The following is a 12,877-nucleotide window of genomic DNA, read 5'->3' as shown; positions in this document are numbered from 1 at the left end:
ATAAAAATAATAAACATTAATTAAATATTTTATTTATATTAATCAATATATGATTCTATATCGTTAAGAATGCTGGATATAATATTCTTTTTATAGTCTAAATTTTTTAAAATATCTTGGTTGTTTTTTATATGATTTTTAAGGCAAAAGTTAATGTCAGGAAATTGTTTGCTGAGTTCTATAGTTAGCTGTATTTCCAAAACTTTTCCTGTTTTCTCAAGTTCAATTAATTTGAGCTTTTCAGTTAAGACTCTTGTAGCTTTCTCCTTGCAGTGTATGATTCTAAATTCGGTCAATTTATCGGTTTCTGAATAATAAAAATTACCAGATTCATCATATTTTTTTCTTACATATCCAAATTTCTCTAATTCTCGTATAAGAGAGTAGGTCTGCGATTTAATTGCTTGAGATTGATTCCCAAATTTTATCCAAAGATCTTTTGGTTTGTACCATGTAAGAAGAATTTCGTTCTCAATCAGCAAAAGAAATTCTGATTTAAGCGCATGCTTAATTTCGTCCATCTGAAATTTTACAATAAAAATGAGGATTATAGTCCCTTTTATTCATTTGTGCCTAAACATATTAGAAAAAATTGATTTTTCATGTGGGCTATCTCTAAGAAGTTTTAGATTATTACTGTTTTAGCAGGGGTATTTTTATAAGTCTATAGTTGATGAGGATTATAAGCCGTGGATACTTAATCCTCAAAAATGAATAGTTCTATTCTTTATGGGAATAGAACTTATGAACGATTTAGCACAAAAAATTGGACTTGCGATTCGCACATGTAGAGTTGATCGGAAAATTACCCAAGAAAAATTAGCATTACTTTGTAATATTGACCGTAGTTATCTAGGTCGAATTGAGCGGGGAGAAGTGAATATTACAGTTCTTAAGCTCTATGAAATCGCCCATATCCTTGAAGTCGAACCTCAAATTTTATTGCCGAGAGATTAATGAGGGATAACCTTATTATCTAGAATATTAAATCCGCATATCCAGTATATTTAGCGTAGATAATCAAAGCTGTATAACTTGTTTCACAAGTGAGTGTATCTAAGTCAGGGTGCTAATTGGGGGGATTATTGATTTAAAATCATTTATTTGGTTGCACCGTTAACCTGTCTTTTTTAATTTTAAATGTTCTGCGATTAGCAATTTTTTTTGAAAGATTAGGATGTCGTCCAAATAGTTGTTTAATGAAAACTGGTTGACCAAGTGGAGTCTTACTCCATAGAGTATCATTTTCTACGTAAAGTACTTTCTCAGTACGTGCAGCTTTAATAAAGCTTTCTCGAAGTACATAGGCTGCTGCTTTAGCGATATCACGCTCATTCGTTTGCTTTCTAATTGGAACAGTAATAATTAGTAGGGTACGAGTTATATAAGTATATGTACCTAAGATTCTAACTTTTGATAAATTTAATGGCTTTATTTGACTTTGCAGTGCTAAATAGGCAGGCGATTGCAGTACATCCTTAGTATCTTGACGTAAATCGTCTATTTCTTGACGTGTCATTCGGTAGTCATCTGGAAATTTAGACATGAAACACAACTCCAAATTTAAGGCATTCTAGATCAACTTAATATATTTTGAGGATTATAATCCTCTTTTATGCTAATCTTGCTTCACTTAATAATAGTAAAAATACTTGGTTTTGTGTGTTTTGGGATCATCTTTATGAAAAATATAAATTTATTTATTATTGTCAGCTCATGTTTATCTTTTATTGGGTGTGTAACGGCTGATTCAATCAAGCCTAGTGATGTAAAAGCTTATAAAACCCCGAATAATTTAATCATGTCTAAATCTCTCAATGGTAAAGATGACAATGGTAAAGAGTATCTATTTCAACCAAATGTGCCTGATGCTTTAATTCCTCATGCCTATATGAGTAACTTATGTACTAGTCAAGAGGGACGTTTTTTTCAAATGTCTAAAAGCGATTTTCGTTATTTAAAAGGTACACATATTTCGGCTTTAGATAATCAAAGTCTGGCCTCTGCAATGGGCACATTTAAATGTGCATCAAAAAAATCATGGAATGTTTCAATTGAGCCTACCTCATCACGTATAGGTGGAATCAATCAGCCTTTAAATTTGGTAACTTTAAAGACATTTGTAATTTCTGATGATGAAGTATATAACAATGTAGCTGCCTACCAGTCAAAGAAAAATATTGAAGACAATAAGAAAAAGCAAGCTATTGAACAATACAAACTTGAACAACAACAATTGAAAAATAAGTATGAGAGAAATCTCATAACCAATGCTCCTAAACCGAAAGATATTGGTCAAACGATTTGTAAAAATACAGGATTGTCTGAATTTACAGGAACTATCGTTCTAGGGCAGGCAACGTATCGGCAAGTTGATGGTTTGGTCATCGCTAGTTTAGAAGGTTTTTCAAATGATCGTACTAATCTGAAAATCAATATCAAAGGTTGGTTGAATAATTTCAATCAAATCTCATCAGGACCAAATGTTTTATATAAACAGACACCGTTAGAGTCAGGGAGAGTTATATGGGATGATAAGCAGGGATGGTATAAATGTGATTACTAGGTATTGAAGATAGCTTGATTGGATGTATAGGCCACCTTTCTGAGAGTGGCTTCTTTTACTGAAATGTTTTATCATTAAATAATACTTCATAGTTATTAATAACTTAAATTAGCGGGGAGCATAAAAATAAAAAAATTAATTAAAAAAAATATTATTTTTTAGCATCTTATCAATCATATTAAAAATTTTTAATTAGAATGTAAGGTTGAGCTTTAATGTAAGCTTATGATTGTTTATTAATTATAGGGTACGCATCGCATATTGTTGTGGATTCTTTCTTTTCGTTTGTTTTTTAAACAATCTTGTGAGTATTGATAGCTATTCTCAGAGATTCAATTTAGTTTTATTGTTTCTACTGGTAGAATGTTCCAGTAAGTACAATAGTTACTGGATAGAATCACCAGCCAATGAATAAAATAAATTTTCCTTCGACCATGAAGCCTATGTTTTCAGGGCATGAAACTTTTCCTTTACGTCAATTGTGGTTAAAAAAGGCATATCACCAAGTTTTTAAGTTTTATGAAGCTGATAGTGATTATGCTCCTAAAACCGTTTTTTCAGCTCCTGACGCTATTGAGCGATTTGGTGTTGGTAAGAATATGGTTGCGGCTATTAAACATTGGGCATTAGCTTGTGATGTTATTAGAGAACATACGGATAAGAATGGATTCGAAATTGGAGAAATTGGATATTTACTCTTTGATGAGAAAAGTGGCGTTGATCAATATTTAGAAAGTGAAGCTACTCTTTGGTTATTACATTGGTTACTAGCCGGAAGGGCAAGACGTACAGCAACTATTTATTCTATTTATAATTTTATTCAAAATCAGACCTTTACTGAGTTGGAGGTGAAAAAACTTATTTCTGATCTAGCCCTATCTAATCAGAAAGGCAGGTCTGATGTAACGTTATCAACTGACATAACGACAAGTTTGAAGTGCTATTTTTCATCGCATGATACAGAGGATAATATTGAACCTTTACTTGCAGGCATTGGTTTACTATCAGAAATTAGTAAAGGGCAATATCGTTTTAATAGAGGAAATCAATATTCATTACCTGATCAGGTTTTTGCATTTGCATTACTAGATTTTTGGGAACAATGGGAATTGATTACTAATACTTCTCAAAAAACTTTGTCATTTAATTTAATTGCTCATGACTACGGGTCTCCTGGGCGAGTATTCAAGTTGGATGAAAGTGCCGTTGGCGATCGTCTTTCAAGAATTTCAGAGATTACTAATAATTATTTGCAGTGGACTGATAGTTCTGGAATTCGTCAGGTGAGTAGAATTGGTACAGAAACTTTGGGATCTGTAAAAATGCGAATTTTAAGAGGTGCGTATGAGTAAGAAATTATCAGAATTAGTATCAGTACATCGTAATTTCTTACGCTCAATTCGTTTAGATACTGATCTAGGTCGAGCCGATGCAATAAGTGGCTACATTTTACAGTCTCCTGCAAAACAGTTACTTGATATTACAGGTAGTTATTTACAGGAGTCACAACAGAAAGCATTTACTTGGACAGGACCATATGGTGGTGGAAAGTCATCTCTTGCTTTAACTTTAGCTTCTTGTGTTAATGAAAAGAAAGATATTAGAGATTTGTCACGCTCTATATTGGGCGATGAAATAAATGTTGGTATTAAGCAATATTTCTACACAGATGAACCTTGGATTGTACTGCCGATAGTAGGGAAAAAGACTTCAATTGAATCGCAAATTCAGACGACGTTAAACTCCATAGATGAACAATATAAATCACTAATTAATCAAGAAGATTCGATTATAAATCAATTGGTTAAGCTGACGGAGGTTTTGCCAAAAAAATCTGGGGTTTTATTATTAATTGATGAGCTTGGAAAATTTTTAGAGTATGCAGCATATTCTGGAGAAGATATAGGATTTTATCAGGACCTTGCTGAAGCAGCGGCAAGATGTAAAGGAAATCTTGTTATTATCGGGATCTTACATCAATCTTTTGAGCAATATGCAGCTAAGTTAGGAAGTAACGTCCAACAAGAGTGGGCGAAAGTACAAGGCCGTTATATTGATATTCCTTTAGTTACAAATACGGATGAAACTCTGGAGTTAATAGGTAAGGCGATTCATGTTGAGACTCAATATGAAGAAGCAAGAAAAGTTGCTGAAAATGTCTCCAAGGTTATTCACAAAAGAAGACCAAGCGCTGTATCGAATCTTTCAGTTTTATTGGAAGCATGTTGGCCACTTCATCCCGTAATGGCTGTTATGTTAGGACCTGCATCAAGGAAAAAATTTGGTCAGAATGAACGCAGTATCTTTAGCTTTTTAACTTCGGTAGAGCCACTAGGATTTTCTGAAGTATTACAAGGAATGGATGGCGAGATATTTGACTATTATTGGCCTCATCAATTTTGGGACTATCTACGGGTTAATTTTGAACAAGCAATATTAGCTTCTGTAGATGGACATAGATGGTCAATCAGTGTAGATGCTATTGAAAGAGCTGAGGCGATCTTTTCGAATGTTCATGTAAACTTAGTTAAAACAATTGCTCTTATCGAAATATTTAGAAATGGATCAGGCCTCGTTGCTGAGGATCAGTTATTGAATTGCTCAGTGCCTAACGCATCTATTACTGAAATTCAGGATGCCTTAAATGACTTAGCAAAAGCATCAATTTTAATTTTTAGAAAACATACAGGTGCTTGGGGTGTTTATGCAGGAAGTGATTTTGATATTGAAGCTGCACTAAATACTGCCACTTCAAATGTGTTGGATGTTGATTATAAAGAATTAAAAAATACCCTTGCATTTACCCCTATAACGGCTCGTAGACATTATTGGAATACAGGGGCTATGAGGTGGTTAAACTGTTCTATTGTTTCTGAAAGAGACGTGAAAAAGCATATTGACTCTTTCCAGACTCAAGGAAGTGCTTTTGGTGAGTTCCTACTTGTAATTCCTGATATTATTGTTAAAGATAAAGATAAAGATGAAATAGGCAAGAATGAACAATTAGTTTCAAAAGCTTTTGCTAAAGGAGTCTTAGTTGGTTTCCCTAAAAATGGAGATAATATCCAAGGGTTAGCGAAGGAACTCGCAAGCTTAGAGTTTATTAGAAATAATAGCCTCAAATTGCATTCTGATAGTATTGCTATGAGAGAAGTGTTAGCAAGAATTCAACTCGTCAAGCAAACTTTGAATGATGAGTTAAAATATGCTTTTAATAATTGTTTATGGCAGTGGGGTAAGCAGACATTTACTGGTAGTTTGTCCAAAATAGCATCAGATTTGGCTGATCAAATTTTTAATTTATCTCCTAAAGTTAGTAGTGAACTTGTTAACAGAAATACTCTTTCAACTAGTGCAGTTAAAGCCCAGAAAGATCTTTTAAGAGCATTGCTTGCAAATGACAATATTGAAAACCTAGGTTTTGAGAATATGTCTGCAGCTGCCAGCCTTTATAGAACAACTATTAAGGCCTTCAATATTCATCGTTATCAAAATGATACTTGGGAGATATGTGCACCTGAAGCAGAATTTGATCCATGTAATATTGTTGGGGTATGGAATGGAATAAAAGATTTCATAAGTAAAGCAAAGGGTGTAGTCAATCTCTCTGAAATTTTTGATTTATTATCTAAAGCTCCTTTTGGTGTAAAGAAAGGTTTACAGCCAATTTTAGTTTGGGCTTTTTTTATCTCATATAAACAGTATATTGCCGTTTATACGGATGGGATGTTTACCCCAGATCTAAATGAAACATCAATTGATGAATGGTTGCAGTCACCTAAAAGAATCAGTTGGAGGTTTGTAGAGCTTAAGACTAGTGAGAAAAGGATGTTGAAGCTCTTAGCCAATTCTTTATCATCACAGTTAAGCTATCCAGTTAGAGTTGAACCGTTAGACTCAGCTAGAGCTTTAGTATCAATAGTTTTTGGGCTCCCGGCATGGACTCGTAAAACTAATTCACTATCTAAAGAAGCGAAAGTTATTCGAGATATGCTTTTACATGCTTCAGATCCCCATAAGGTACTATTCACTGATTTACCTGCTGTATTTGAGTCTACTAATGCAGAGTTAATAGTTGAACGTACCTCGGAAGTCATCAATGAGCTTATTTCTATCTTTGAAATTAGATTACGTAAAATAGAGAAAAATTTACTCACTGCTTTAGATCAACAAAATATTAATTTAGATTTACTGCATCTGCGAGCAAAAAATATATCTGGGATTGGTGCTGAGTTTAGATTAGAGGCTTTTATTACTCGTATGGCATCTTATAGTGGATATACTCATGAGTTAGAAGGTTTATTAATGTTGGCACTTGGTAAGCCAAGTGATACATGGACAGATCATGATATAGATGCAGGCGAGCTTCAACTTATTGCATGGGCAACTGAATTTCGACGTCTTGAGGTTTTCGCTGGTATCCGTGAGAGAGAACCAACTAGACAGGCTATAGGGATTGTTTTGGGTGGTAAGCAAACTATAACAGGCTCTTTTGATGTTTCTGAACATGATGCTAATGATATTGAAGGACTATCTAATCAGTTAATTGAGGCACTGGAAAAAGGGCAATATAAAAAAGAAGTGTTCTTGGCAGCTTTAGTTGATGCAGGTTCTAAGGTAATGCAAGAGCTACAGCATGTGGATGGAGGTAAGGCATGACTGAACATCATGTTTTAGGATTATCAGGAGGAAAAGATAGCGCAGCTCTTGCAATCTATATGCGTCAAAATTTCCCCGAGTTAAAAATACGCTATTTTTTTACCGATACAGGGAAAGAACTTCCTGAAGTTTATGAGTTCCTAGCAAAGCTTGAAGGTTTTTTAGGTCAGAAAATCGAATATATTAATGGCGATCGTGATTTTGATTTTTGGCTTCGTCAATACAATAATTTTTTGCCTAGTGCACAGACCCGATGGTGTACCAGACAATTAAAGCTCACACCTTTTAAAAATTGGATTAAACCATGGCTAGATCAGGGAGATAAAGTATATAGCTATGTTGCAATTCGTGCAGATGAAGATCATCGTCAAGGTTTGGTGTCTCAACATAAAAACCTAGAAGTTATATTGCCTTTTCGTGAACATGGGATTGATAAGCCAGGTGTTTATGATTTGCTAGAGTCCTCCGGTATTGGACTGCCAGCTTATTATGAATGGCGTTCTAGAAGTGGTTGTACGTTTTGTTTCTTTCAACAAAAAATTGAGTGGGCAAGATTAAAAGAACGCCACCCTAAAGCATTTGAAGATGCAAAGACTTATGAGAAAACAGCAATAGATTCAGGTTCTCCATTTACTTGGACGCGAGGAGAATCGCTAAGTGATCTTGAAAAACCTGAGAGGTTGGCACAAATTTATAAAGATTATGAGCTAAGAAAACAAAGGGCTATGCATCGAAAACCTGTTAATCCACTACGCCCCCAAAGAATAGATACTATTGATATTGATGATCTATACTTGGAGGATGAGGGGGCTGGGGCTTGTTTGGTTTGCCATAAATAAGTTTAATCATGGAATTTTTCATAAGTTAAGCAAATTGTATTTTTATTCCTAGAGATTTTATCTAGGATACCTTGTATTGCTTGTGAATGATCATCAAGAGAGTCTACTGGTAGCATTCTTACTGTAGTCTTATGTGAAATGCTTGGTAGTTTTGAGATATCAATACTTTCATGAAATAGCCTATAAGTGGTATTAAACTCATCTGAATTGTCTTTAAATTCTAGTTCTTGGCATATCCAAAAAGCAGCTGAAGCCAAATTATTTCCTATAATTTGTAATAGATTTTTAGTTTTATCTAATTTATATGTTGAACCTAAGAATTCAATTTCATTTGGGAAACTAATACACTTTTTCTCTCCTGTTGATGAACATGAAATAAGAAATAGTTTTGCTAAACCAAAACATGGTCTATTTGTCCTAGGTTGGCTTGGTCTAATAATGGAGGCTGCAGTACTTTGCTGTAAACTCATAGTTATGTCATTACGTAAGACTCCAACTAATTTATAGTTACTAAATTTTTGATAAAATTCATTAAAATTTATACCTAATAGTTGTTTGTTTTTAGGAGTCATGTCATAGAGAGTATCATTTAAAGTAAGTCCATAAATATGATAGGTTGAAGTATCAAAAAACATAGAGTTTTTTACTAATCTCTTTTTTAATGATAATGTCATGAATATTAATGAATTATTTGGTTGGTTACGAATAAGGCCACTTAGATCACAAGGTTGAGTGATGTTGACAAAAGCTTCGTATGAGTCTGAGGTTGAATTGTCTGCATGTACTAATACAGCTCCAAATGGTAATTTCTCTAAAATCTCCCGTTGAAGTTGATCTTTAGTGATGTCATGGATTTTGAAAGTATTAACACCACCCTGAAAAGAATAATGTTGTAATAACTCTCTATGCAGTGTTATGGAGTCTTCATTTGAATGATGTGTTAATAAATCATTGTAATTATGCTCATTAAGTGCGGTTCCTAAATTATCTGCATATGTATTTAGTGCGGTATTAGTTTCCATATGCCATGAATGTTCACGTGAAATGAAATCATGAAAATGATTGCTATATGGTTGGGAATCTGAAATCGCATCTGTATGAATACTTTTCATAATAAATGTATCTAACTGCCATAAAGACTTAATAGTATTCTGTTTGGCTGACTCTAAAACGTTTTCCCATTGTTTAATATAATGCCTACTTGCATTTGCTATTGGTCTTTGTTTAATGGCTTTCTCAGCCAGCATTCTTAATCCAATATAGCCAAAACTTTCTGCCCTAATTTCTTTTTTAATTAATATCGTTAAACCAGCACCACTAATTCTAGTTTTTATATAAAAGTCAGATTTTGTCTTTGACTCTAATATATTTTCATGACTAGTTAATAAAATAATTGCTGGTAGGTTATCTTTTTCTGAAAGCTTAAGAAGTAGATCACTAGATTGACTGTAACCATTTTCAAGAAACCAATCAACTATCAATAAATCAAACTTATCTAATTCATCAATATTGGTATTGTTCATATTTTCTAAACATTTAACTTCATAGACGTCAGTAGGAAATGCTTTTGTAATTAGCTCTTTGATACGAAGAAGCCACTCATTTTCCTGATATAAGCTTGAAAGAGATTTATAAGTTAATGAAGATGTAGATAAGCTATTTTTAAAACTATCAGAAAGAATTACTTCTTTAAAAAAAGCCTCATGAACAGTACCATCAGTTTCCAATTGATTACGAAATTGGTTTTGATGCTTATTTAGAAAGTTATCCATTTCCTCCCGAATTTCACTATCAGGATCTCTTAAAGCTTCAAAGAATGTATTAGCAGTTGTAAGAGCTTTTTTGAGAGAAATACCCTCAATTTCATCATCAATGATAAGGATTTTCTTTTTGCTTTGTTCTGGGGTCGGTTTCATATCAAATAGAGCTCTTCGGTAATTCAATGATAAAAGTTCTTAACTTTCCATCTTGTTCAATTTCATTAGACAAATATAATTTTGATTCGTGGTATTTTGCAATTTCTGCGGCTATATATAATCCAAGACCTTTACCCCCTCTTCTATTTGTAAAATAGGGCTTAAAAATATCTAGATGATAAGCTGGGTCAACCCCTGGGCCATTATCTCGGATATATATAATTTTAGTATCGCTCTCAATATTGAGTTCAATTAATTTTTCTTTTTCACCAATTTTTAACCCTTGGTCAAGCCAATATACTGAATTGGTCAGTAAGTTTTCCATAATTTGTGCTACTAATCCTCTAACCATCGTAACCTGCACTGGTTTTAGCTCAGAGGAATCATCAACAGTTATTTTATAATTAATATTATGTCTTTGAAGTTTAGGTGCGTATCCTTCAAGTATTGTTTTAAACTGCGCTGTAATATCATAACTTTCTTTTCTTTGTCTTACTGCCGGGCTTAATACATCAATACTTCTAATTCTTTTCTCAGTTGCGATTATTTGTTTACGTAATTCATTCATTATGTTTGACGTTTCTTCTTTATTGTCTTCGCTATTTTTTAATCGAATTAAAAGATTTGATGTATTCTCTGTTATGCGAGCTAACTCATGAGCAATAATATCTACCATTTGTCCCAAATTTGCTAATTCCAATATATCCGTATTGGTTTCGAAAGCCTTTTCCATTTTTGCATTTAATTGATTAATAAGCTCATTTTGATTTTTCATAACATTTTGAGCCATGTCAATAATATCTTTATCCTCTTGGCTTCCATTATTTGATAATGTGTTTAAGGCTTCACTAGCCTTTTTATATGATTCATCAGATTTATCTAAGGATTTTATGAATGCATCAGTTGCAACAATTTCTAATATTTTTTTTCTATCTTCGATTCGACTTTTTGTATCTTTAATAATTATTTCTGATATGAGGTCTTGTAATAGTTCAAATTCATTATTATTAATTAATGATTGTCTACTTGCTGTATCTTTTAAATTTGGATTTTTTATTTTACTAATAGATATTTCACCAACAGTTTGATAGCGATTGAAAGTATAACCTTGACTTTTAAGTGCCTTGCTATCCATTTTTAGCCAATCATCATTTAATCCACCAGTAAATCCTATTCTAAAACCATCTCTATAAATACTAAATCCGCCCACCCATAAATTTAATTCCTCTTTAATATTTTTGAGACTTCTTTCTACGGTACTAATTAGATCTTTACGATTAAACCAGAGAAACTTTATTTTAAGCGGACCTAAAAGATTTAATTGAGAACTTGAAGTGTTTAGTATTCTAGATAGATCATCAACTGACCAACTTCTAATATCTTGTGCTGATGAATCTTTCCATATCAAGCTTCCATGGAGAGCTGAATTTATCTGAGAAGGCTCAAATATATATTCTGCCTGTAGACTAGATTGTTCTTTTAACCAGCTTGGGATAGGGGTTATATTTAATCTGGTATCATTTAATAAAATATCAATTGGAAAGTCAGACTTCCCTTCTCTAAAAGGGCTTCTTAGTCTTTGAATATATTCTTTTACAAATATTTCTGTTTTTTTTAAGCTCCAATCAGATAATAGTTCGGTGATATGAATTTGTGTGCCAGTTATAAATGTTTCTGGACAATTAATTTTTTGAGTTTCAATGATGATTTCATCAAGATATAAATCAGGATTATCAAAATCTTGCCAATTAAAAAATATTGAATTACATATTTGATCATCAATGGTTTTAGTTATTACAGTTGCCTTATTTCCTAACTTCATCATAGATAATCGGCCTATTCCTTTTTCTCCTAAAAGGATACGATCTCCATTTGATTTCTTTGATAACTTAGAGGGAGTACCAATAGTTAAAAAAACTGATTCGAGTTCTGATTCGGTCATTCCATGACCAGTATCACATATCTTTATATTGTAAAAATTATCTTTAATTTCGGAGATTATATTAAATTTATTTTGCTCATTAATGGTACTTAATACTTGATCAATATAAGTTAGAAAAGTAGAGAGGGGGGCCGTGTTGAGTGAGTTGATATAGAGTTTGGTATTGATCTCTATTAGCTCTAAGGCTTTGTTTCTATTGATTTTTAAAGATGTGAAATCTTCTAGCGTTTTTGAGAGTACAGCTAAATTCATAGGGTAGTTAATAAATACTTTTACTCTCTTTGATCCCGCATCAAAAGCATTTTTAATTAATTCATTAAGAGCCATTTCATCAGACGTTATTAATTCTCCTCCTAAATGGCGTAAGGTTCTAGCTGCAACTTTAAATGAATGGCTCATAAATTATTAATCTCTAATATTGATTTGGGGGTATTTGAAGCCCAACTATAAATTTTTAACAAGATTATATTCTGTTTTTTCGGTTTTAGCTTTACAAGTATAGGATAAGCTTAAATATATCTAAAAAAAATCAGACGTCAGTCGGATTTTTCTATTCTAGTGTCATTACATGTGTTGCGTAATGGTAAGTTGTAAGTTTCAACTTATGTATCGCATGATAGAGAGATTATTACAATCTCGAAATATGCGTCAAAAATCTCACATCAACTGTCATTCAGCGGACGGCCTGAATGAGAAATTGACAGAAGATAAATTGACAGAAGATAAATGAATCTACTCTAAATACTAATAAAAAATCCGACATGAAGTCGGATTTTTTATTTCAAGGAAATTTCATTTGTCGCTAGGGAAAACTTATATGTCGCCTTACGCGTGACGCGAACGCGTCACACGACACATATGTTGACATTGGTGCCTTTTATAAAACAAAGATTTAGAGAACTAAGCGACAATCAGTTTCATGAAAATACGACAGATAAGCTGACATTTTTCTAGG

At 32.9% G+C, this 12,877-nt stretch carries 9 protein-coding genes; 5 read left to right on the top strand and 4 right to left on the bottom strand.

Features of this window, described 5'->3' with window-relative positions:
* Positions 1 to 38: 38 nt before the first annotated feature.
* A complete protein-coding gene (locus ABDV70_RS10635) occupies positions 39 to 521 on the bottom strand; it encodes a hypothetical protein (protein ID WP_343597633.1) in 483 nt (160 codons plus the stop codon).
* 223 nt (positions 522 to 744) lie between these two features.
* Here ABDV70_RS10635 and ABDV70_RS10630 point away from each other — a divergent pair, with 223 nt between their 5' ends.
* The gene (locus tag ABDV70_RS10630) at positions 745 to 957 is read left to right on the top strand and encodes a helix-turn-helix transcriptional regulator (RefSeq protein ID WP_031966179.1); all 213 of its coding nucleotides are present in this window, start codon (positions 745 to 747) and stop codon (positions 955 to 957) included.
* A 139-nt stretch (positions 958 to 1,096) separates the two neighbouring features.
* Here the strand turns inward: ABDV70_RS10630 and ABDV70_RS10625 are convergent, their stop codons facing one another.
* Positions 1,097 to 1,351, bottom strand: a complete 255-nt coding sequence (locus tag ABDV70_RS10625; protein ID WP_343597641.1) for a hypothetical protein — start codon at positions 1,349 to 1,351, stop codon at positions 1,097 to 1,099.
* 330 nt (positions 1,352 to 1,681) lie between these two features.
* Between ABDV70_RS10625 and ABDV70_RS10620 the strand changes: the two genes are divergently transcribed.
* From ABDV70_RS10620 to ABDV70_RS10605, 4 genes are all read left to right on the top strand, one after another.
* Positions 1,682 to 2,566 (top strand): hypothetical protein, encoded by an 885-nt coding sequence (locus ABDV70_RS10620; protein WP_343597630.1) that lies wholly within the window; start codon positions 1,682 to 1,684, stop codon positions 2,564 to 2,566.
* Between the two features lie 407 nt (positions 2,567 to 2,973).
* Positions 2,974 to 3,918 (top strand): DUF4007 family protein, encoded by a 945-nt coding sequence (locus tag ABDV70_RS10615; protein WP_343597629.1) that lies wholly within the window; start codon positions 2,974 to 2,976, stop codon positions 3,916 to 3,918.
* The gene (locus ABDV70_RS10610) at positions 3,911 to 7,225 is read left to right on the top strand and encodes an ATP-binding protein (RefSeq protein WP_343597627.1); all 3,315 of its coding nucleotides are present in this window, start codon (positions 3,911 to 3,913) and stop codon (positions 7,223 to 7,225) included. Before ABDV70_RS10615 ends, ABDV70_RS10610 begins: the two co-directional genes overlap by 8 nt.
* Positions 7,222 to 8,064, top strand: coding sequence for a phosphoadenosine phosphosulfate reductase family protein (locus tag ABDV70_RS10605; protein ID WP_343597625.1), 843 nt, complete (start codon positions 7,222 to 7,224; stop codon positions 8,062 to 8,064). The genes ABDV70_RS10610 and ABDV70_RS10605 overlap by 4 nt, the downstream gene beginning before the upstream one ends.
* Positions 8,065 to 8,066: 2 nt before the next feature.
* Here ABDV70_RS10605 and ABDV70_RS10600 read toward each other — a convergent pair whose 3' ends face one another.
* Positions 8,067 to 9,980, bottom strand: a complete 1,914-nt coding sequence (locus tag ABDV70_RS10600) for a hypothetical protein (protein ID WP_343597623.1) — start codon at positions 9,978 to 9,980, stop codon at positions 8,067 to 8,069.
* 1 nt (position 9,981) lies between these two features.
* The gene (locus tag ABDV70_RS10595; RefSeq protein ID WP_343597621.1) at positions 9,982 to 12,321 is read right to left on the bottom strand and encodes a sensor histidine kinase; all 2,340 of its coding nucleotides are present in this window, start codon (positions 12,319 to 12,321) and stop codon (positions 9,982 to 9,984) included.
* Between the last annotated feature and the right edge of the window lie 556 nt (positions 12,322 to 12,877).

The sequence above is a fragment of the Acinetobacter sp. genome (assembly GCF_039596015.1).
In the GTDB taxonomy this organism is placed as follows: Bacteria; Pseudomonadota; Gammaproteobacteria; order Pseudomonadales; family Moraxellaceae; genus Acinetobacter.
The sequence above is the reverse complement of the archived record's forward strand: the minus strand, read 5'-3'. Positions and strand labels throughout refer to the sequence as shown.

What these genes read in the sequence shown, in the direction of transcription:
- ABDV70_RS10610 (WP_343597627.1), top strand. Translation starts at nt 3,911, where the DNA reads ATGAGTAAGAAATTATCAGAATTAGTATCAGTACATCGTAATTTCTTA.
- ABDV70_RS10595 (WP_343597621.1), bottom strand. Translation starts at nt 12,321, where the DNA reads ATGAGCCATTCATTTAAAGTTGCAGCTAGAACCTTACGCCATTTAGGA.
- ABDV70_RS10615 (WP_343597629.1), top strand. Translation starts at nt 2,974, where the DNA reads ATGAATAAAATAAATTTTCCTTCGACCATGAAGCCTATGTTTTCAGGG.
- ABDV70_RS10620 (WP_343597630.1), top strand. Translation starts at nt 1,682, where the DNA reads ATGAAAAATATAAATTTATTTATTATTGTCAGCTCATGTTTATCTTTT.
- ABDV70_RS10605 (WP_343597625.1), top strand. Translation starts at nt 7,222, where the DNA reads ATGACTGAACATCATGTTTTAGGATTATCAGGAGGAAAAGATAGCGCA.
- ABDV70_RS10630 (WP_031966179.1), top strand. Translation starts at nt 745, where the DNA reads ATGAACGATTTAGCACAAAAAATTGGACTTGCGATTCGCACATGTAGA.
- ABDV70_RS10600 (WP_343597623.1), bottom strand. Translation starts at nt 9,980, where the DNA reads ATGAAACCGACCCCAGAACAAAGCAAAAAGAAAATCCTTATCATTGAT.
- ABDV70_RS10635 (WP_343597633.1), bottom strand. Translation starts at nt 521, where the DNA reads ATGGACGAAATTAAGCATGCGCTTAAATCAGAATTTCTTTTGCTGATT.